This is a genomic window from Neobacillus drentensis (genome assembly GCF_036962765.1).
GTDB classification, from domain to species: Bacteria; Bacillota; Bacilli; order Bacillales; family Cytobacillaceae; genus Neobacillus; species Neobacillus drentensis_C.
The window spans coordinates 40,221-61,855 of record NZ_JBALOS010000046.1 but is presented as its reverse complement, the minus strand read 5'-3'; the positions used below and the strand labels follow the sequence as shown (position 1 = coordinate 61,855).

The following is a 21,635-nucleotide window of genomic DNA, read 5'->3' as shown; positions in this document are numbered from 1 at the left end:
TATGTGTTCTCAATAAATTCATGTAACTTTTCATCATAATCTGGATATCCAGATTCCCATTTGCAAAATTCTACTTCTTCATTTTCAAAGTAAGGTATGTACTCTAATAGCTTTTGATAATCTCCCATTCGTTTTCCCCCTTTGCTGCTTATTGCATCGGATTTGTAATGGCTGCTTGAAACAGTCTAACCTGAGTTATAGCGGAATTGGCCTATAGTCTAACAAATCATTGAGTGCCGTTGTAACAAAAAGGAGTTCCGGCCATAATACGTTGAAGGCAAAATATACATTTTGGTCATTTGTAACGATGGATAAATGCCTCATCATATCTTGATGCAATCCGTTTCCAACAAACTCTACCTCACGGTTACCCATCAAGGGTGGTGACAGGCACTTATTTAATCAAGAAGATTGGTATCCACCACTTAAAACACCCCTTGAAGGACTGACAGTGGATCAAGCAAATTGGAAGCCTAATGGCATAGCGGTAAACAGCATATGGGTAACTGCCAGTCATCTGCTTTTTTATAAAGAACAATTGTTAAACAAACTTGAAGGAAAACCAATAACAACTACCGTTCAAAACAATAACGAAACCTTTACATCTAATAATGACGAAAAAAGCTGGTTAGAAATCCAAGCTAAGATGGAACAAGTACATCGTCAGCTGCAAAATGTAATAGGGAAATTAACCTAAGACGATTTAACAAATTTAGAAAATGGAACAACGCAAGCAGGAAGACTTTCTAGTATTATTTTGCACGATGCTTACCATACTGGCCAAATTATTCAAAATTTAAAATTACAAGGGTCATGGATAACTTCCTGATTATTTAAAATCAAAAATTATTATTGTGAATATTAAACAATGACCACTTCCAACGTAATATGGAGTGGTCTTTTAAGATTGTAGATAATAAATGGCTGGTAAAAAGTATAGACTTACCTAGTAAAAATGTTTTATGGTATGATGATTAAATTGTTTACTACCTTGTTTCACATATACATTCATCTAAGAAAAGAGGTATTTATGTACTCTACTGAATTATCCAAGCGTCATTGGTTGCTCATCTTTACACTTTCTTTATTAACATTTGTTCTCGGGACAAGCGAATTTGTTATTGTCGGGATCTTAACCGATATTTCCTCGGGCCTTCATATAACAAATGCAAAAGCGGGTACACTCGTTTCTGCGTTTGCCATTACGTTTGCCATTGCCACACCACTCGTGATGTCAGCAACAAGTCATTTCCCTAAGCGTAAATGGATGTTGTATTTGATAGGATCGTTCATCATTCTGAATGCTTTGTGTGTGATTTCGACGAGCTACATCATGCTCCTTGTACTTCGGATGATGACGGCGATAGTAACCGGAGTATTAATCTCTCTTGCCATGATTGTTGCAAGTGAAACCATTCCAAATGCAAAACGAGGACTTGCTATATCATTTGTTTTCGGTGGTTTTACTCTTGCAAACGTGGTTGGAGTACCAATTGGCACTGTAATCGCTGAATGGTACAACTGGAATGCAACCTTCCTGTTAACGACTTTTCTGGGTGGAATTGCGTTTTTAGCATCTTTCTTCATTTTGCCTAATAAGCTCAGTCAATTTCGCAGTTCGATGCGTGATCAATTTTCTTTGTTGACAAACCCACGAATCTTAATGGCGTTTTTCATTCCATCTCTAGGATTTGGAGCGACGTATGCCGTTTATACGTATCTTGTTCCGATCCTGAAAGGAATGGAAGCACCAAGTAATTCAATCAGTTTGATCTTGTTTGGCTACGGATTTATTTCAATTTTCAGCAACATACTCGCTGGTAAAATTGCCAGCTACAATGCGATCGGGCGCCTTCGAATGGTTTTCCTTGTGCAAGCCATTGTTCTGGTCAGTTTATATTGGACGACAAATAATTTAATCTTTGGATTGATTAACATTGGCTTGATGTCATTAATGGCTATCCTTTTAACAACATCTACCCAGCTTTATTTGATTGACCTTGCCGGTATTTATCAACCAAAAGCGACAGGACTCGCTGCTTCACTGATGCCAGTCGCAAGCAATATCGGTATCGCTTTGGGTTCCGCAGTAGGCGGAATGGTTTACCATCAAGGAAATTTGATAAGTGTGACATTGGTCGGCGGGTTGATTGCTATCTTTGCCAGTCTTCTTACTTTCCTAAGTCATCACTTGGACCAAAAACAAACAAAACCCGTATAAGAGAGAATCTACGTACGCTTTGGCATCTTCGTTTTGATACCTTCAGATGGACAAAATCTTTCCATGGCATAATAAAAGAAGAAAGAAGTATCAAGAACGTTGAAGTGTTCTTTGATACTTCTTTAAAATGCCTCTCCCTCTTCAATCCCATTTGGTAAAACAACAAAGACTCTTTCACAGGATGCTGAACATGAGATTCCTTCTGATAGAAGGTTAAGAAATCCTTTTATTTTTCTTTTCCGGGGTACTTCTGAACAGGCATGAGGCACTGCCTCAAAGCTTAGAAAACCATCACTCATTATTCATAAAATTGTTCTGCTCCAAGTAATTCAGCACTGTCTGTGAAAATTCGTGATGAGATTCTTTCGTATACTTGGCAATGGTATAGACTTGAGCAAGATTCTTTAATCCTAATCGTTCTGTCATTTCTTTAAGCTTAGGGATATCCATATAGCGTTTCCATCCCTTTTCATTTCTCTCTTTGTAGATTTCTAGAATATCTTCATCTGAATAATCACGATACTGGTCGTAGTGAACAAGTCCATGCATTGGCAGTCGATCACGTGGGGCAGGGTTTTCCGCAGGATAGCCTAATGAATAACCCACAATTGGTACGACATTTGGCGGTAAGTTTAGTAGTTCACCAATTTGATTGCAATTTGCAAGCGTTGAACCCATATAGCAAATACCTAGCCCAGCGTTCTCTGCTGCTAATGCACAATTTTGTGCTGCCAAAGTCGCATCAATGGCACCTATCATAAAGCTCATGAAATTATCAAAATGTACAGGTGCATCATTGAGCGAAAGCCATTTTCTCATTCTATTAAAGTCAGCACAAAAGGTTAATAGTATAGGTGCATCAACAACCATCGATTGTTCCATATGTGCGGTGTATAATTTTTTCTTAAGCTCTTTATCTTTTGTGACGACAATCGAATAAGATTGCATATTGCCACTTGAAGAGGCACGAATGCCCGCATCGAGTATTTGATCTAGCAGTTCTTGTCTTACTTCTCTATCTTCATATTCTCGTATGGATCTGTGCCCGTTTATCACATCGTTTAATTCCAAAGCAATCACTCCTTTAAAAAAACTATAACATTTAAAATGAATGTTTTGAAAATAAATATTACAAGGACTTTTTAAAAAGTTCAGTTTTCCATTAAGAACGAATTCGAAAGAGACAAATTCACCGCACCTACTATACCGGTGTTTATGATCCCAAAACTTATATAATCAACTGAAACATTTATCATGTTGCTGAAGTACCTCTCTACCTTTACATGTTAATCCAACGAAATCTTCACAACATCATCCAAATATTTTGTTGTATTATATCCAAAAATCTCCAGCCTTTTAGGAATCACTTTCTCTCCAGCGTTGTTACCGTCTAACTTCACGCTTTGAACGGTTTCGAAATAACGGGGCTGCTCGATTTCTTCATATGCGACAGGGATTTCATACGTATCATATTCGATTCCGTTTTTATCAACAAGCACTCCTTCAGAATTCATCTCCATTGAACTAGGTTCATTTTCATCCTCACCCACAATCTGGAATTGAAGCGACTCATATGCTCGATTCTTAATTTCATGATTGCTTATGGCAACATTGGTAGGCTGTCCAACTTCCACCTTGTCGATGGAGATTGTACTGCCTGCATATTCAAAGGTTTGAGGAAATTCCTTAGAAGCATCCAGTTCGATGGTTTTTGGGTCTTGAACAGTTAAATAAATAGATCCGAATTGAACGTTGACCTCTTTTGGTTTTTCTCCAAAAAGTGGGTCAAAGTGTGTTTGAAAAGTACTCCAATTTATGTCTTGTTGTGAAGAAGAGCTGCCATACATATCAGCTTTCACTTTTTTATTGTTCACTTCTAGATTGTCAATATTCAGAAAGTCGATCTGCTTCTCTGTCTGTTCATTTTTAATAGCATATTGCAGAATCGTCGCTGTGGGAGCAATGGTTAGTTTATCAAATCGAACCGGGATTCCCTCGACTTTTGTTTCTTCATCTAATGCATATTCGATAGAGGGCTGTTTTGTTACAGGGATCTCGAAGTTCCACTCCCCTGTTTCGTTCTCGTAAGCCATAATACTATTCCGGTCAGAGGAATCATGAATCAATTTCTGAAGCTTTGTAATCTTTAGTTTGATTGTCCCGTTATCCTTGGAGAGTGGCAGCAGACTAATCTTCCCCTGATACACGTTCTTTTCTTCGTTATTTACATCCGATTGAAGGTCAGGAGGATAGTACCTTGGATTTGCTTCATGGCTCATGATTTCATATTCGTTCTCCACCAAAACCCCATCATCATAGTTCATCACATATTGATTGTCTTCATCTGTATCTTCTATTTCATAAAAAACAAGCGTCTGAACATCATCAGCAATCGCACTATTGATTTTAATTTTAACCCCATTACTTTCCGCTTCTAGGTTAAGCCTTTCACCCAGGTCCTGTTGCAGAAAGGCACGCAATTGCTGATTTTCTTCTGTCCATGTATAGTAGAGGTTGGTAAACGACCCTGTAAAAACTTCTATTGCCATTAATAATGCGGAAACACTTGCAAAAATAATCCCCATTCTTATACGTTTCTTGTTCTTCTGTTTTCTTTGCTTTTCCTTTTCTGCCAGTCTAGCTTTGACGTTTTCCATAAAATCTGATGGCACATGGAAATCCTCAATCCTTTCAGTAAGATTTAACATAGTTAACATGACATCCTGAAAGGAAGCCAAATCCTCCTGACATTCTTGACAATGATAAATATGTACCTCGAATCCAACCTTTTTCGACCGATCCATGGCTCTTTCTAAGTAATCGGTGTAATCCTTATGATACTCCTTACAGCCATTCATGGCTGATCCGTACCCCATTTCTTTTTTAAGCGACTGGATACCGGAAAACAAATGCTCTTTCATCTTTTCCACTGATACTTGGAGAAGATGTGCTGCTTCCTCCTTAGAGAGTCCTTTTACATATGTAAGAACAATCGCTTCTTTCTCGTACTCTTTCAATTGATCAAGTGCTTTAAATAAATCCTGACGTGGTTCACTTTCCACTGAAGCTTGTAAACTTCTATTATCAGAAAGCTCCCGGCAGGTATCTATGAAAATGGATGTAACCCTCGTTTCGAATGCTGTTTCTCTTTTAAATCGAGGCAACTCCTTGTGGACTTTTATAATGGACCGGTAAAAAAGCTCTTCCATTTGCTGCTGAGTCCTAAGATAGGACCAACCCAGAGGATAGAATGATTGTTTATGCTGATCGAACCAATCGACGATGGATTCCTCGCCTTTTTCTTCTAACATAGTGATTGAAATGGAATCTATCTTTGCTGGGATCATAAATGTGTTCCCCCCTCTTTAAAATTCTCTTTAAACCAATTGTATTTGCATATTGAATTCTCTATCATTCTGTTCATATTTTCAAAAAAACGGGCTCATCACAACAACGGCAAGTAAATACTTTTTTCTTGGAGAGTGCCCGGTATCGTTTATTAAACTGATTAATAAATATCGTCTCTACTAATACTTTCCGATTCAAGCTCTAGCTTTTCGATTCTATGTTTATGACATCCCCATGTAATAGTGCCTCTTCCAAAACCCTCACACATTTTCAAGAAAATCCCAACCAATACTTTTATTATAATACAACAAACTAATAATTGGACTATATCTCCTTTTCTTGAAATTAGCTATTTATCGTGTCATAAAAAATAGATTGGACATTTAAGCTTACGGTGTAGATGTTACTGACTTTGAAGGAAGTCCATATAAAATGACACTGCATTTCTTATAGAATTCAAGTCACGTTACATTCGAAACCATTAAGATATCCTTCACCCGGAACATGGGGGACAAATCTCCCTTTAATGGAGGGAACATATAAATAAAGGAAGGTCTTATTATTGAACTGGAAAGAGGGTAAATGAATGCCAACTGGAATGCATCAAGTTGAGGTAGATTTACCGATTAGTAAGGTTTGGAATTTTGTTAAGGATATGGATAATTGGGCTCCTCTTATTCCTGGATATATTCAACATCGAAAGTTTACGAACCGTCAGTCTACTTGGGAGTTTTATAGTAACATTGGATTCATAAAGAAAAAGATTAGTCTGATGGTCACCATAAAAGAATGGATTGAACCGACAAAGGTTACTTTTCATTTGAAGGGGGTAAATGAGGGACTTTCAGGTGATGGATACTTCCTGGCAGAGGCGGTCGATAAAAACAAAACGAGGATAACAGGTTTTCTTGAACTCACGGCCGGTGGCGCATTGGGGCCTGTGGTGAATGCTGTCTTAAAATCGCAGCTTCCTAAAGGAACGAAGGATATGGTGATCGCGATTTCCACTAAATTGGAGGAGCTTAATAACATTGTATCTAATGTTTAGCACCAAAAAAGGGGAAGTCCCCCACTTCCATTAAGCATTAAAGGATTGAGGGTGCTGTCCCAAATGGTATGTAAGAAGGATATAACTCTTCACTAAAGCCAGTGATACGTTCTTCATTCATGAATCTTAATAATGATATATAAAGTTATTCAAAGAACTACCGCCTTTGAATTGGTTGTAATTGTATCCCTCAACCTAAAAAGAATCCTCAAGAACACTTTATCACTGGGTGCTTCCTGGAGGACTTTTAGAATTAGGAGAATCAGCAGAAGAAGCAGCAAGACGGGAAGTGGTTGAAGAAACAGGAGTTGAAATTATCCCTTTAAGTCTTTTTTGCAACAAAATTTTTCCTTCATCATCTATTGCCCCCACAACTGCGCCTACTAGATTCAGCAGCCGGGTTCCAATTATTTTACGCAAATCTTCAATATAATCCGTTGGCTGTCCCCTCTCATTGGATAATTTCCCTATAATATGAAACTATAATGCTAATTTATCACAGATAAAATCAAAATCTTGATATATGGAAAATTATTTATCTAGGTGTGCATAAAATAATCCCATCAGTTAAACCGATGGGATTTCATTTAAAACATACTCAGCCGATAATTTTTTGATAAAAGTTCCAAAAGTTTAAGACCGGCAACACTGTTCCCTTTTTCATCCAATGAAGGGCCAAAAATTCCAATTCCAAATTTACCAGGAACCGCCCCCAGGATTCCGCCTGATACACCACTTTTAGCCGGAATCCCTATTTTGATGGCGAATTCACCTGATGCATTATACATTCCGCACGTAACCATAAAAGTTTTGCAAATTCTTGCTACATCGTCGGGCATAATCCGTTTCCCGTTAAGAGGATCAATACCATCCATCGCAAAAATCATACCGATCCTCGCTAAATCCAAACAATTCATTTCGACGGCACACTGTTTTGTGTACAAATCCAATAATGCTTCAACATCCTCCATGATGATGTTATGCTGCTTGAGAAAATAACATAATGCCCGGTTTAAATCAGCCGATTCAAATTCAGAACGTGCTACCCTTTCACAAAAGCCAATTGAAGAGTCGTCGGCCAATTCCCTGATAAAGCCTAATAACCGTTTAAACCGATCCTCTACTGAATCCCCTTTTATCATATGTGTAACGACAAGCGCCCCGGCATTAATCATCGGGTTTAACGGTTTGGCCGGAGCCATTGTTTCCAGCTTGGCAATCGAATTAAACGGGTCTCCTGTTGGCTCCATTCCAACTCGTTCAAAAACATAGTGATAGCCTCTTTCCATTAAAACCAGAGCCAAGCTGATCACCTTTGAGATACTTTGCAGTGTAAACTTTTTATCAATATCTCCCGCTGAGATGCATCTTCCGTCAGGATAATGAATCGCTATTGATAAATCACCAAGATTTGCTTTACCCAGCTCGGGAATATAGTCTGCAACCTTGCCCAAATGTGTATATCCTTTTGCTTCTTCCACAAATTGCTGTAATTCATCGCTTTTTTGACACGGCATTATACATCACCCATGGTAGTATTGGCGAATGATAAGATGGCCATTCACCAATATGATGGTTAAAGAAATTAATTTTTAAGGTATTTAGTCCCAAAAATTAGTTACAAATTAAACTATTAAATGTTCATAAATGTATTTTTACAATGATTAAGTTGCTGGAAGGTTGTATCATTTTCAAGGACAAATAAATCTCGAATTTACAACTACGGTCACTCCAATTATTTAGGAACATTTACAACTACATAACATCTGATATTTTTCTAAAAATTGTAAAAAATAAGAATAAGGGTTAGTAAAGCTGAAAAGGCTAGTCCAGATCGGCATACCGAAACTGTTGAACGGCACTAAACATTAGATTTCTAAAATCTAAGATTTAGTGCTGTTCAACAACTTTCAGCATTATCAAACGTATGAAATAATGCATTCCATTCATTTATTATATTTCTTTAAACCTCATCTTAATTTTTATTACTTGATAACTCTGTGTTTTTAAAACTAGCTGCTTTCTTAATTGATTTTTCCACAACGTACTGAAAGCCATAGATAATAATCGCCAAAAATACACATATAAAATACCAAGCAATGTTTTTCATCTTTATAAATTTGACAACTCCAACCTTATTCCCAATGTAAGGCATAGGAAAAGCGTTAATAAGATCCAATACCATATTTGTCATTAAGTATTTTGGGAAATTCCCAAATGTTAATTTAAATATCCAAAGCGTTGCTACAAAATAAGGCCCTAATATATATGTAAAATCTATTGGCCCAGGTGATAGAGGATTTTTAGTTATCCACCATTTTTTCCTATAACAGATAAGACTAAATACACTTAAAAACAAATTGGTAAAACTTGCAACAGGCAAAAATCTAAAAAAATTTCGTTTCCCCATAAAAGGGACGGTTAGCCAAGGAAGAATTAATGTTGCTAAAGAGAATGCAATTTTTATATTATTCTTACCCATTACGCTCCTCCTTTAATTGATAGTATCTTTTTCATTATTCTTTAAAGTATCAAATATTATGTTTTTTATTTATACAAAAATTCCGATTGATTAATTTTTACTTGATCCGTCTTTTCTTAATATTCCAGATTAGCGAATCCACACCTGTGGAAAAATGAGCAATCGGTTTTACTTCAGAAAGGTCAAAATGAAAAGGTGTAAAAAGGGTATTCCTGACTATTTCTAATTCTGCTTTTTGTAATGGCCAAGGCTGATGGTGTATCTCACCGCAATAGATGTTGCCCCCGTTATTTGAACTATAGAGACAATATCGCTCAGTAAGCCAATGATCCACCGTTCCTTCTTTTGGAAAATACACTTCCGATACGGGAACGTATTTGCCCTTAAATGAAATAGGAGTATTCGAATTTCCTTTACGAATGCTCTGGAAATGAAAGGATTGTCCTTCTTTTCGAAAAGAAATCTGCGCCGAATGATAGGGTAAACGATACCATCTCTTTGCAATAATTAAGGAAGCCCAGTTCTGAACATCAATAGACATAAAATAAATACCGGGTTTGCCATCGCATTTAACATATGTTCTTACATTGATTTCAGGAAATTTAGGGGTAACGGAAACAGCTGATATTCCGCGGGGATAGATTCCCTCTAACACGAATAAAATGACACCTAACCATGCGGAGCCATTAAAGGTGTCAATTTGTAAAGAAGAAGGAATATGCGGCCGTAGTTTTTCAAGTGGAATAGGCCAATGCAAGAACAATAGATTTCTCCATGTTTGTCGCATAATCCAATATTTCGAAGGTAATGGCCAAGGACGATGAACAATATCATTCATTATATTCATGAAATGATCCCCCTGTTTTTATATGTCCATAGTTTGGTGGAAAATAAAAATTTAATACGATAGGGATACAAAAAGCTCAACTATTTTTAAAGCATTAACTTGATATTTATATGATTTTCCTGTTTTTGGATATAATAAGAATGAGGGAAATCCTTATTGAAAATATGCTGAGTATGGAGCAATAAACATGTCGAACATTTTTTATTATTTTACTTTTGCAATGGTGACATTTATTTTTATAGTTTTTGTATTCATGCTTTTCGGGTGGCGTTGGTTAATGAAACGAATGGTAAAGCAAATGGGAAAAATTATTTTAACCGACAGTTATCAAGAAAATGTAATGGAGTTGATGCCGGGACTCCGGCATATGGGCATTCAAAATATGCTTGAAAATAGCTTGCGTGCTGAAACAGGCGACGTTCTCCACCGCCCGATGGGCTCTTCAAAAAAATGGCCGCATTTAGATCCCATTACTTTTATCCCTGCCCAAACAACACCCTTTCCTATAGACGGAGAAGAAGATGTCGATGTGCAGGTTAGCATTGGGCCAAATGCAAAAAAACCAATGCAAATAAAAATCCCGTTAATGATCAGCGGGATGGCCTATGGGATTGCCCTCAGTGAAGAAGTGAGACTCTCTTTAGCAGAAGCAGCTAATAATGCAGGAACCGCAATTAATTCTGGTGAAGGGGGAGTCTTACCTGAGGAACTAAATAAGGCCGGAAAGTATATTTTACAGTTCTCCAAAACAGAATGGGCAAAGGAAGAAGAATTAATTAAGCGGGCAGATATGATAGAAATTAAGTTAGGACAAGGCGCATTATTTGGGACGGGCGGGAAAATTTCTCCTAAAAATTTAACAGGTCGTGCCCGTGAAGTGATGGGACTTAAGGAAAATCAGGAAGCTATTATATATGAACATTTTTGTGAAAATCAAACACTAATAGATTTAAAGCTGCTTCTGGAGGAACTTCGCGTCGTATCAGGTGGAGTTCCAATCGGCGTCAAAATTGGCGCAGGCGGAAAAATTGAGGAAGATATTGATCATTTAATCTTTATGGGGGTTGATTTTATTGCCATTGACGGCGGACAAGCAGCCATGCATGGTGCACCGCCTATATTATTTGATGACTTTGGGATCCCGACATTGCATGCGGTAGTTAGAGCTGCTAATCATCTAGAAAAAAGAAAGATGAAGGGAAAGATTAGTTTAATCGTTTCAGGAGGGCTTTTAGTCCCCGGTCATTTTTTAAAAGTGCTTGCACTCGGAGCCGACGCTGTCTATTTAGGCTCTTCCATGTTGTTTGCTCTTGCACATGATCAAGTGTTGAATGCACTTCCATTTGAACCGCCTACACAGGCTATTTGGTATGACGGGAAGTTCAAGGATCAATTTAAGGTTGAAGAAGGGGTAAAAACAGCAGAGAAATTCTTAACAGCAAGTACAGAAGAAATAAAAATGGCATTAAGAGCAATGGGAAAACGTTCTTTAAAAGAGTTGTCAAGAAAGGATTTAGTGTCCTATGATGAATTGACCGCTAAAATGATTGGAATTCCGTTTTCCTTTGAACCATGGGAAGAAAAAGATTCACAATCGGTTTCCTGCTCCGAAATTTGAATGGAAGCAGGAAATCCTTCATTTTTCCTGCTTCTTCTTTTAAATTTACTATCGATTCGTTACTCAAGAGAGTAAATTATTATACCTCCAATGGACCCTTAAGCATTACGGGACGGGTCTGGCACAAAAGGAATCGTCTCTACCTTCCATTAGTAGAGTTCGGTCAAATAATCTTCTTGGAGTGCTTTGTTCAAGTCTTTTTCGGTCATGTCGGGAATTTTTGTCTTTCCATGATGAGCCATTTGTTAAAGGAGAATGTCATCTTTCACCAAGTATGCTTTTCCATTCACTCTTAATGTTTCCCCCAGTCGAGGAATCAGAAAAAGAAGACCTGCCTTTGGATTGGATAAAATATTCCGCATTGTATCTATTCTTTTATTCCCTGGCCGTTCTGGAATAATGATATGTTTTTCATCAAGTACAAGAGCAAACCCAGGCATGTCTCCACGAGGTGAAACATCGCAATATCCAGAAGCACCAGAAGTAGAGATTACTAGAAAAAGAGAGCGGGATAGAATGATTCCAGCAATATACTAGGTTAAATACAGAGGTGGCGCCGCCTACTGTTCCTGAAAGGGGGAAGAATATTACTATCATCCGGCTTGTATGGTTCGTATTTTTCTTTTGTTTCATTATACAATATCGTTTCCAATGTCTATTACTGAATTTCGGTATTGAATATGCTCCGCGAACCTTGATGTTTATGCAAAAAAGGTTTTCTTATGTGACTTTTGATTATCAAATGATGTAAAAACTCTATTTCCAATCCACATGATCGGATAGGCCAGCATCGGTCCCGCAAAAAGCACCGTTGGAACAGGAAGGAGATAGAAGACAGTTATTGTTGCCAAGAAAATGAAAAGAGCAAGTAAACTATATAACGGCTTAATAATACTCATGAAAAATGATTGGATTAGATAGAAGAACGTTTTCAGTTCATAATGGACAAACGTTGAAAAAAAGAATAGGACACTAATGCTATAAAGTAAGATGATCAACAATAAAACGAAGTGTATAAAAGGAATACCGATATACTTTTGTGAAACATGTAAATCCACCGCTAAAAGAATTCCTATCACCACAATCACAAGTCCTAGAATATTTGCTTGTACAAAAGAATTCTTAAAGTTTCTAATAAAGAATTTAAAGGTATTAATTTCATGTTCCCTTCTTATCCATTTTCTCATTACGGCAAAAAGTGAAACAGTAGCCGGAAAAAATCCTAGGATGACTCCGCCTAACAAGGTAAACCCAAGCCATAACAGGTTTAAAAGCATGATTCTAAATAACCATTCCCCAATTACATTAAACTGATCGAACAACCTGTTCATAATGAACCTCCTTGTTAAAAGAAATGTATGTAGACTTAGGTGAAGACTACTTTGATAAGCAGAGACAACAATCAATTGTCCGGTATTCTCTGAGACGACTCGAAAGTTTAGGATACACCGTTACGCTCGAAGAACCTAAAGCCTCTTAATCCAGTTCACTTATTTACCATAGATCGATGAATTCGGCGCTCTCCACTATTTTTTTAAAACAAATGAGCTGCGTCCTCTTTAGTATAGCGTTTTTTCTCTGAATTACAGAAGTTGATTTTCATAGTGTTATCATGATTTTTGAAAGAGCTGATAAACACCTTTTAATGCGCTAACCGACAGATCGGTTGTCATACGAACGGGAACGCTCGCAATCTGACATAAATTGAACAAATCTGCGCTTTTGGCAATTTGCCCACCGATAAGTATGGCATCAGGTTGAAACGATTGGATAAAAGGCTTCAGAATCTCTTTTATCCTTTCACCGGACTCACAGAACAATTGTACCGGCAGCACTTCTCCTAAGTAGGCTCGTTCCGCCAAACATTTCACATCGTTATCCCCAACTACTATGTTCTTGATCCCCATCTCATGAGCAAGCTGAATGATTCCCCTCCGAGAGATGTAATCATCAATTATTCCGTCCCGGTAAGGCAGTCGGTATAACCAACCTTCAGGAGGAACCCCTTCGCCCTGTTTGACCAACCGGTTGCTGCTCACAAAAGCGGAGCCGAATCCCGTGCCAATCGTTAAACAAATAGTTCTCGGATAGGGCCTGCCCACGCCGTAAGCGCATTCACCTAACGCGAACAGAGCAGCGTCATTTTCGATGGCGATAACCGGAGAATCACTCCATCTTCCATGCAGCTCTGGTAATACGGCAATTCTGTTCGTCAATTCCTCTTTGAGATTAACACCGTACAACGATTCAAACTTATTTAGACCTCGTATTCGGCATATGCCGGTTTCGTATTCGAATGGACCTGGGAACGCAAATCCTATACCCCGGATCGCCTCCCCCGCTTTAACCCTCTTCCCTTGATCCTTAACAAGCAAAGAAAAATGCTGCAGTAACTCCTCCCTCGTCTCCTCCGACCGGGATGGATACACCACAATAGGTTCCGCAAGGGTACCGTCGCTACGTATGATACCAGCCTTCACATACGTACCACCTACATCAAAGGCCAATACGTTATCATGCATCTGCATCAACCAAGCTAACGTTCCATTTCCTTGATACGCCTGCTTTGATCAGTTTACACGGCGTGCTGCTCAAATTCACAATGGCATACGCACCAAAAGAGGCTGGTATGATATAAGACTCAGCATAACCAAATTCGACATAAATATCTTCATCATCCAATGACATAATACGAACGCGATCGCCCTCAACCAGATTTAGTAGAACAAACTCGTCCTCTGTTTCGTCCTCCCATCGGTCTTCTAGATGGATGCGGTTTACATAGAAGAGCAAATCGTCACGTTCTCCAAGCACATACTCCTCATTGCTGCCTTGTTGCTTAAGGAGTTTCGGCTGATGAATCAAGTTATTTTGCACCCAATCGGTTTTCCGCGAGAAATCGATATTGTCGAATGCATACTCGAGGTTGATTGGACGCAATTTTCCATCCAAATCTTTACGCACGTAATCGTATATTTTGAATGTAAACCACCACGTCGTCGCAGATATTTCTAGTACGAAATTGTCCTTTCCTGAACAGTGGACGGTACCTGTCGGAATGAGATACAAGCCACCCTTCTCACTCGGCCATTCTTGCACGTATTCCGTAAAAGGAATCGGGTCTCCTGTCTCTTGGGATGTTTCTACCGCTTCTCGGAACGACTCCTCCGTGCATGTTTCCGTTAATCCGAGGTATACCTTGGCGTCGCCTTGTTTCTCCATAATGTAATAAGACTCCTGCTGTTCCATGAATCCATTGAAGTTTTCACGGAGGTAGGCCTGCTTTGGATGGACCTGACAGGATAGATTATCACCATCCATCGTATCTAAAAAGTCGAATCGGACAGGAAAATAATCACCAAACAACTTAACATTGCGCTGTCCGATTATTTCCAAGTGAGAAAACGCCATTATGAGTAGAAATGGAATTTCAACAACATGCTCTCCCTTCGATACAAGCACCGAATTTTCTGGGGCGATTGGCTCAAAGTTCCATGCACAGTTGATCATGTCTGCAGGCAAATCAGCGATTCGCTTTAAATATTGTCCACCCCAGACACCTGGCATTAGAAACGGCTTAACACGCATCGGATAACTTGCGATGTCGCGGATAACGGCCAGCAAATCACTAATGGTCAATAGGACAGGACAACTCGGGTCGTTCATGTCGACATACCAATCAAAAGCTTTCAGTCGCTCCTTACGGTATCCCTCCAGCAGCGGCCACTCTACAAAATAGGCTATTTTGTATTTTTCTAAAGCGTCGATATTCCAACTAAACCCAAAGTTCAGTAAGCTGCCTTTATGAGCTATTTCCTGGTATTCCCGTGAAACATCGAGAAACAGCGAAGCATCGCAACGACCATCGGAAAGCCATAAGGCGCCAGGGCCAAAAACAACCAACAATAACCTCTCACTTGTTGTCTCCGTTAACCTTGCTGCATACTCTGCAAAATTGTGCTGCGCTCTGCTTTGGAAATATTCGTCAATCTTCTGCTCTGCAACATAGCCGAAAGCGCGATTATCCGTAATGTTCTGACGGAAATGGTTCCTCAGCTCTGTTCCGGATTTTAAATAGCTATACGTGTCTACAGCAGCAAAGCGAAATCCGTGGTCTTCAGCATAAGGGATTAAGCCCTTCAGTAGGGCATGAAAATCTGCACCATGTGTACCGTCTATTACAAGTGTGAAGACGTTGCCGCCTTTACTATCAGCCCGTGATATCACTCGCTGCAGGAGAGCACTATAACCTTCTTCAATGCCGTTTTCAAGAACAGCTTGACGAATCGGATTTAATGGTCTTTTTTCAAACATGACTTTTTCTTCCTTTCTCCTCAATACATTTTTCTTTTGTTCTAAAAAGTTAATTTGATCGCAACTTCAGTCTGAAACGAAATTTCATATCATCCTCGAACCACATCATAAAATTCGTACCCCATACGTTGTTGTGCAAATTGAAATGGAATCCACCGGTTAACGGAGCATAGGTGTTGTCGAATTGCAGCAAACGCGGTTCACCCGGACAAACAAGAGGAGAATCCAATGTTTCAATAACGGCCCTTCCGTCCGCACCTTCGTAGTAAAGACCGGAGTTAACACCATGCATATTCCGATTGCCGTCCTTCACAACAGACAACGGGGAGATCCGTTCTCCCAGTTTATCCATGAACCAGGCGTTCGGATTGTCGACAAGCGGTACAAAGGAAAACCAGCTTGCTTCCGGAAGGCGACACGCTTGCTTATCGTTCCAATGTAATTCAATATCAACAATTGGCTCATCCTTATTGAACGTGTAAATCACAGCTAGCTTTTTAGGCGCTCCGTATTGTTCGCAAACCTCCTTCGGCAACTTCAGTTTCGCTCGAACGATGTCACAATCGGTGTTTCTCTTCAGATGTAGCGATTGTAATACCGCCGGATATCGTTGATGTTTTGGCCTTGGTTTTACATATTCGATACCTGGTTTGCCAAAATCGTTGTCCGCCCAGCTGTGATGGATTTCTAGATTGGTCACGTATTCTTTGAAGAACCTGTCGTAACATTCTTTGCTGAATGTTTCGTATTGGAATATTCCCAGTCGCTTATTGTCATCTGCCCATTCCTTGCCCGATTGGTCAACAAGCCTAACAATCGATCCGTCAGCAGCGAAGCTTACTTGAAACTGTCCCAATTCGTAGCACTCGTTCATCTCGATTTCCGTCGAGTCCTGAACAAGCTGTGCGCACGCAGTAGTTTCAATGGAATGCCGTGGGCTCAATTCTTCCAACGTTTGTCTTGCTTCGTTCACCAACACTTCCGGCAACGCCCGAATTGCTTCCTCAATATAATCCCGCTGTTCTTGCCACGAGCTTTCGTAGTCACCGTATGTTCTACTCTCATTTGCAGCCTGGCGAAGGTAATCGTATTTTCTCAGCTTCGTATCATCTACAACATCGCGAGCTCTTGCTGCTGCAAAATCGGCAGCAGAGTAATAAGCAAAGTCAACGAGATAAACCGATGTATTCATTCCCCATGTATGCTCTGGTATCAGCATAAGACGATTGCAAAATTGTACGTACTGCTCACTTTCGGGATCCAATTGACCAGTTGCATTCCATTTGTCTCTTAATCGAAGCAATTCCCGGTAGCGTGCCACTTTCCATGGATCGGAAGCAACGCCATGAATCCACGAATCACCGATTTCTTCATTTATGACAGGCAGCAAATGCTTGACTGTAAGAAGTTTTTCGGCAAACGCATCAAGTGTTGAAGCCGCAATCTCCGCCCCGGGATACTCCTGCTGCAATTGTGCGAACAATGCGCGAATTTCCTCCAAAGTGGAAGGCCCATGATTGTCTCCTGTATGAGCAAAATATAATGCGTCTTCGAGTCCATCCATATGAAAAGGTTTGCCATAGCTATCGGCATAATTGACGATAATCTCCGATCCATCTGCTGCACGCCACACGAATACCTTTGGTACTTTCGGATTTTCCGACACCATATTGATACCTAAATGCAAATATTGAATATCGTGTTTTGCCAGCATTGGGACAATTGCTATCGTATGTCCAGGAACATCGGTCATTTTGGCAGCAATCGTTGTTTTTCCAAACTGCCGATCTAAATTTTTGGAAAGAGAAAGGCCGAATTCAAACAATAATGGATCCATAATTTCTGTATGGGTTGTGAACGGCAATCCATGCCAAACCATTCGCCCTTCACGGATCGCTTTCTCCATGCGTACTCGATTTTCCTCTGAAGCTGTCTGTAAAAATTCGTTAATCAACCAAGAACCAGTCGTCCATACGAAATTTACATTTCCCTCCTCGCATGCTAACTGTTCGGATAACTCCATCGCCTTGGGAATAAAATCCTCCATATAACATTTGATTACATTTTTTCCTAAATCCGTATATCCAATATCCAAATGGGTTTTGAAAATAACATGCACTTTTTTAATTGTCTTTGTCACAAGTATCACTCCATTCCCATGGTTAACAAGTTAAGATAATAGATTAGATAATAAAAAATGAACAAATTGGTTACTCATTCTTATATGATTTTATTGGGATGATCAAAAAAGGATTGTAATACGAGCGTCCCTTTACTTTCAGTTTCCCATTACCGGTTCTCTATAAAGTGACAGGATAAAATTGCTCGCTTTCAGAAGAAGCTTTTGCCTGCATACACACAAGAGTACTGCGGATCCCGTCCTTCAATGAAGCTACAGATTCGGTTGTTCTTCCTTGCATCAAGTGTACAAAATTGCGCATAAGCACACGATCACCGCCACCATGATGTGAATTTTGATCATTAAGACAGACAGTGGTTACTTTGTCACTCATATGGTCAAATACTTTGATTTCGCTTGTAAGAAAATCAAATTCCACGGTGCCTTTGTAGCCGTACAGCCTTGCCCCACGCCGACCAGCGCCTTTCCGGGCAAAGAAGTTCTGCGAATACATGACGTGCATGCCACTTTCGTATTTTACTATCATGCTTCCAGAGTCTTCGTTTCCGGTGTCTACCGCAAAACTGCAATAATCGCTACGCGGAGTATCATTGCGCACATTAATGATATTGTAGGTGCTTTCCATGCAGGTTTCCCATCGTTCGCACTGACTGCAGCGCAAGCCGGCCGGCATATCGCCTTTGAAAATCTGCTTGGATTTCATGGCGCAAACTTTTATTGGTTGTTCTCCCAACAGGTAGTTGATGATATCAATATCATGGGTTGCTTTTTGCAGGAAAAGTCCATTAGAAACGGATTCATTACGGTACCAGTCATGGAAATATACAAAACCATAGGTTACGTCGTTGAACGCCTGTACATGCTCAACTTTTCCAATAATGTCGGTATCCAAAATGCGCTTTACCTCTTGCACAAGCGGTGAGACTCGCAGTGGAAAAGATACCACCGTGGGAGCCGTTGCAGTTGCTTCACACTCGGCTAGTATTCTTAGATCTTCCATAGAAGTAGCCACCGGCTTTTCCAAAAAGAGCGGGAGGTTGCGATTGAGCACTTTTTTAGCGAAATTAGCATGTGTGGTGCAGTTCGTTCCAACGATCACACCGTCCAATTGCTCTTTGTCCAGCATTTCGTCAGCATCAGTATAAAAGGTAATGGCGTCTGGATTCATCTCGCATTTACGCATAAGTCCGTCGATTTTATCAATTTCCATCTGATGCATCGTTTCTTTAGAGCCATCTTTCTTCATTAGAGCCCGCACACGTTCGTGGTTGGTATCTGTTATAGCCTTAATGCGGACATCATATGGCAGTGCGAATAAATCATCCATCAGCATGTCGATCCGCACGCCATATCCAATAATACCAATATTCAACATTAGAAACTCCTCCTATTATATTGTTAGTTCAATTTGTATCTCTTGTCCGGCTGAAAGTGGGATAGTCCTCATTTTATTAAAGTAATTGTGCGTCACATGGTTTGTGTTTGTGCGTTCATCTGCAAGAATTGTAACCGTTGTGTCGTATGTTGTAGGATTATATATTTTCAGCACAACAGATTCCGCATTCCACTGTGTAATAGAGCATTCTACATGGTCAAACACTTGTAAGAGGCGACTGGTAAAATCTACATATATCCCTGGTACTTCCACGAAGGTAAGCAACATGGAAACTTCAGGCCAATTGGAGCCATAGAGAAACTCTCCGACGGTGTCTTTACCCTCCCAGTCGCTTGTTTGTACACGCTCATTCATGTAACCCGCAGGTAAATATTTTCCTTCGAGCGTATATTCCGGATTTTCAGCCAGAGATACAAACTGCGGCAAACTGTGTGAAATGGCATGAAGGTAATACAGATAGTCTACTTTACCCGTAAAGCGATATAGTTTGAGCAAACTGTTGCCCGAAAGCGTGCAGATACCCGGTGCAGAGTGCTTATTCTGTGCATTTGCGAATACTGTGCCGGCGCTATGAACACCACGTGTAGCTGCGGTACTAACCTCAGGGAAATGAAAGTCATAGCTCATCACCCATGTCATGGCAATTTCACAGGTTTCTTCTGCGTAAGTCAACCAAATGCTATCCTTAGTCGTTTCAAACAGCTGCACATAGCTCTCCAGCATGGCGAAAGCCGCCTCGCTATCCGGTGCTTGGCAAATTTCACCAGGGCAGCCGTTCAGCATACCTTTTTTGACATAATGGTTGTAATAATACTCACCGAGCCGCTCGGCAGTAGTGCGGTATTCCTCACACTGAAAATAGTCGCTTGCCAGTGACAGTGCGCCCACAGCCATACAGGCTCCAGCTGAGTTGCCTACAACGATTTCTTCTGTATCAATATCAATAAACTGTCCAATCTTTCCGTATGTTTGGAACAGCCGTACAAATGCATCACAAAGGGCCTTTGTGGGCTGATCAAACTCTATTGTGGAATGGTGGTTGTCCGAAAGCCAGTATAGTTGTTTGAGCACGAAATAAAGCAAATCGGCATTTTTTCGAACCAACAAAATCGTGTCAGGGTTACTTTCGCCACCATCGCCATAGTATCTTCCGTTTCCATACATGCCGAACACCCATCCGTTTGGATGTTGCAACTGCGAAAAAATAAAGCGGAGCGTTGACAGGGACCGTTGCTGTGGTTCGGATGAATCTTCCAGCAAAAACGGATAGCTATTGATTCCTCCTCCAATCCACCCTGCTTGCCAACACTGTTGGGGTTTGCTCCAATCAGTTCCCACAGAGTAATATCCTTCCTCTGTAAAGTTTTCCTTTTGGTATTTCTCTTTGATACTGATATAACCTTTATAGAACGGCACATTATAAAAGACGTTTGGGTTTTCCAAAGTAGTTTTTGCTCTATTTACCAGCTTGAAAAAGTCTTGCAGAGATATTTGCTGCCAATGAAAGACACAAACAGTTAGCGTGAGTGATTCACCTTGTTTGAACATGGCGCCAGTATCATGCGAATGTGCGGAAGCATCAGGACGAAAGCCGTGCCCATCGTTTTGATCTCCAAAAAAGTATTGTGTATTTTCTCGTACGCCCGGGACAGAAATCTCAAAAGAAGCGTGCCCCTCCGTTTGATTTTCGTTAACGGTAAACCCTGTATAATAACTCCCGGATTGGTGCTCACCCAATAGAATAGAACCGGATTGGCTGTTAAAATCATAAAATCCGCATAAAGGCGATGTCATATCCCCAGAAAGTAAAGAGATGCTTGATTGCCTCTTCTCCACATCTAGATGTGGAATACTTGTAATGACTTCGGTATCTGTAAATCGGCTGTTCCGGGAAGGTTCATAATATGGCGGGTATGGAAGAGGTACACTTTTAAAGCGATTGCCATTATAAACCGCTCCGGGCATCAATACATAGTTGTCTTTTAGCCAATGCTCCGCTTCCATAGCAAATGTAAAATTCATTGGATAACTTGTATCTTCCTGAAAAGACAATGTAAGAGACAACCGTTGTCCATGTGGAAGTGGTTGCGTTTCTACTAATGCATGGTAAGGATAGTATGAAAAATTAACTTGATAGTTTTCCAGATTTATATTGATTTTTTCATAGTTTAATACTTCACTATCTGTAAATGATTTACACATAAGAGAATAGCGCATGACG

Annotated in this window: 16 protein-coding genes and 2 pseudogenes; 5 read left to right on the top strand and 13 right to left on the bottom strand. The window is 39.9% G+C overall.

From position 1 onward, the window contains the following. Positions 1 to 195 precede the first annotated feature (195 nt). On the bottom strand, positions 196 to 375 hold the full coding sequence (locus tag V7137_RS30640) for a DUF6904 family protein (RefSeq protein WP_420490104.1): 180 nt from the start codon (positions 373 to 375) through the stop codon (positions 196 to 198). On the opposite strand from V7137_RS30640, the gene V7137_RS07835 reads away from it, so the two are divergent. Then, positions 374 to 697, top strand: a complete 324-nt coding sequence (locus V7137_RS07835) for a DinB family protein (protein ID WP_335697567.1) — start codon at positions 374 to 376, stop codon at positions 695 to 697. The two genes, V7137_RS30640 and V7137_RS07835, sit on opposite strands and share 2 nt — an antisense overlap. 333 nt (positions 698 to 1,030) lie before the next feature. After that, on the top strand, positions 1,031 to 2,221 hold the full coding sequence (locus V7137_RS07830; RefSeq protein ID WP_335697564.1) for an MFS transporter: 1,191 nt from the start codon (positions 1,031 to 1,033) through the stop codon (positions 2,219 to 2,221). A gap of 291 nt (positions 2,222 to 2,512) precedes the next feature. On the opposite strand, the gene V7137_RS07825 is transcribed toward V7137_RS07830, so the two are convergent. Then, positions 2,513 to 3,301, bottom strand: coding sequence for a nitroreductase family protein (locus tag V7137_RS07825; RefSeq protein WP_335697563.1), 789 nt, complete (start codon positions 3,299 to 3,301; stop codon positions 2,513 to 2,515). 206 nt (positions 3,302 to 3,507) lie between these two features. Then, complete coding sequence (locus tag V7137_RS07820) at positions 3,508 to 5,568, bottom strand: DUF4179 domain-containing protein (protein WP_335697562.1); 2,061 nt, start codon at positions 5,566 to 5,568, stop codon at positions 3,508 to 3,510. Between the two features lie 587 nt (positions 5,569 to 6,155). On the opposite strand from V7137_RS07820, the gene V7137_RS07815 reads away from it, so the two are divergent. After that, positions 6,156 to 6,617: a CoxG family protein gene (locus V7137_RS07815; protein WP_335697560.1), complete on the top strand. Its 462-nt coding sequence runs from the start codon at positions 6,156 to 6,158 to the stop codon at positions 6,615 to 6,617. A gap of 226 nt (positions 6,618 to 6,843) precedes the next feature. Continuing rightward, a pseudogene (locus V7137_RS07810) lies at positions 6,844 to 6,948 on the top strand (NUDIX domain-containing protein); the annotation flags it as partial. Positions 6,949 to 7,204: 256 nt separating this feature from the next. Here the strand turns inward: V7137_RS07810 and glsA are convergent. From glsA to V7137_RS07795, 3 genes are all read right to left on the bottom strand, one after another. Next, positions 7,205 to 8,134: a glutaminase A gene (gene glsA, locus V7137_RS07805; protein WP_335697559.1), complete on the bottom strand. Its 930-nt coding sequence runs from the start codon at positions 8,132 to 8,134 to the stop codon at positions 7,205 to 7,207. Positions 8,135 to 8,592: 458 nt separating this feature from the next. Further along, entirely contained in the window at positions 8,593 to 9,099 is a 507-nt protein-coding gene (locus V7137_RS07800) for a hypothetical protein (RefSeq protein ID WP_335697558.1), read from the bottom strand. Positions 9,100 to 9,196: 97 nt separating this feature from the next. Continuing rightward, entirely contained in the window at positions 9,197 to 9,946 is a 750-nt protein-coding gene (locus tag V7137_RS07795; RefSeq protein ID WP_335697557.1) for a YqjF family protein, read from the bottom strand. Between the two features lie 187 nt (positions 9,947 to 10,133). Between V7137_RS07795 and V7137_RS07790 the strand changes: the two genes are divergently transcribed. Next, the gene (locus V7137_RS07790; protein WP_335697556.1) at positions 10,134 to 11,564 is read left to right on the top strand and encodes an FMN-binding glutamate synthase family protein; all 1,431 of its coding nucleotides are present in this window, start codon (positions 10,134 to 10,136) and stop codon (positions 11,562 to 11,564) included. Between the two features lie 248 nt (positions 11,565 to 11,812). Here the strand turns inward: V7137_RS07790 and V7137_RS07785 are convergent. The 7 genes and pseudogenes from V7137_RS07785 to V7137_RS07755 form a co-directional block, all read right to left on the bottom strand. Next, positions 11,813 to 12,079, bottom strand: a pseudogene (locus V7137_RS07785) (pyridoxamine 5'-phosphate oxidase family protein); the annotation flags it as partial. 186 nt (positions 12,080 to 12,265) lie between these two features. Continuing rightward, positions 12,266 to 12,895 carry a YesL family protein gene (locus V7137_RS07780; RefSeq protein ID WP_335697555.1) on the bottom strand — a complete coding sequence of 210 codons (630 nt, stop codon included), beginning with the start codon at positions 12,893 to 12,895 and terminating at the stop codon, positions 12,266 to 12,268. Between the two features lie 279 nt (positions 12,896 to 13,174). Next, complete coding sequence (locus V7137_RS07775; protein ID WP_335697554.1) at positions 13,175 to 14,086, bottom strand: ROK family protein; 912 nt, start codon at positions 14,084 to 14,086, stop codon at positions 13,175 to 13,177. After that, positions 14,079 to 15,878 carry a class I mannose-6-phosphate isomerase gene (locus V7137_RS07770; protein ID WP_335697553.1) on the bottom strand — a complete coding sequence of 600 codons (1,800 nt, stop codon included), beginning with the start codon at positions 15,876 to 15,878 and terminating at the stop codon, positions 14,079 to 14,081. Before V7137_RS07770 ends, V7137_RS07775 begins: the two co-directional genes overlap by 8 nt. Positions 15,879 to 15,927: 49 nt before the next feature. Continuing rightward, entirely contained in the window at positions 15,928 to 18,027 is a 2,100-nt protein-coding gene (locus V7137_RS07765) for a DUF5054 domain-containing protein (protein WP_335697552.1), read from the bottom strand. Between the two features lie 151 nt (positions 18,028 to 18,178). Continuing rightward, positions 18,179 to 19,393: a Gfo/Idh/MocA family protein gene (locus V7137_RS07760; RefSeq protein ID WP_335697551.1), complete on the bottom strand. Its 1,215-nt coding sequence runs from the start codon at positions 19,391 to 19,393 to the stop codon at positions 18,179 to 18,181. Positions 19,394 to 19,408: 15 nt separating this feature from the next. After that, positions 19,409 to 21,631 (bottom strand): hypothetical protein, encoded by a 2,223-nt coding sequence (locus tag V7137_RS07755; RefSeq protein WP_335697550.1) that lies wholly within the window; start codon positions 21,629 to 21,631, stop codon positions 19,409 to 19,411. Positions 21,632 to 21,635: the final 4 nt, after the last annotated feature.